The sequence below is a fragment of the Mesorhizobium sp. M1399 genome, from assembly GCF_040317735.1.
Classification (GTDB): domain Bacteria; phylum Pseudomonadota; class Alphaproteobacteria; order Rhizobiales; family Rhizobiaceae; genus Mesorhizobium.
This window is the reverse complement of the sequence record NZ_JAMYKZ010000083.1, coordinates 1-592: the sequence shown is the minus strand read 5'-3', so window position 1 is coordinate 592 and position 592 is coordinate 1. Positions and strand designations below refer to the sequence as shown.

Genomic DNA, 592 nt, shown 5'->3' with positions numbered 1-592 from the left:
CGCCAACGGCCGGATCATTCATCTCGTCGTCGCGCCCGGGCATGTCATTACCGCTCCGGCCTGGATGATCGATCCCGTGGCTTGCGCGGCGATGGACCTGGGCCCCCCGCGCGTATCGCTTGCCGCGCTGCTTGAGCTGCACAAGCTCTTGATCGAACGCCGTTTCCGGCGAGGCTCTTCGGATAGTTTCACCATCGCGGAGGCGCAACATGAGAACCCTGCCACCCCCGACACGATCTCTGGTGGTCGTTCGCCAACTCAGCTTGCCGCTCGACTCGCAGAAGCTGAACGGGCTGAGTTCAGCGCAACGGACCATAGTGATCGCCCGGCTCGCCAACGTACTGATGGCCGCCGCCGGCGTGGCAACGGAGGAGGAGAGCTGCGATGACGAGCGGTAATCTGATTCCGACTGCCGTCCTCAAGCGCAAGGCCGTCGTCTATGTGCGTCAGTCCACTCAGGCGCAGGTCCAGCTCAACCTTGAGAGCCAGCGTCGGCAATATGAGCTTGTCGACGTCGCGCGGCGCTGGGGATTCCGCAAAGTAGAGGTGATCGACGAGGATCTGGGACGAACCGCAAGCGGGGCTGTGGAGC

Annotated in this window: 1 protein-coding gene and 1 pseudogene; both read left to right on the top strand. The window is 63.5% G+C overall.

The window, feature by feature from the left end; genetic code table 11:
- On the top strand, positions 1–388 hold a 388-nt coding region (locus NKH05_RS33030), incomplete at its 5' end, for a hypothetical protein (protein ID WP_353017978.1).
- Positions 385–592, top strand: a pseudogene (locus NKH05_RS33025) (recombinase family protein); the annotation flags it as partial. The gene NKH05_RS33030 and the pseudogene NKH05_RS33025, both read left to right, overlap by 4 nt.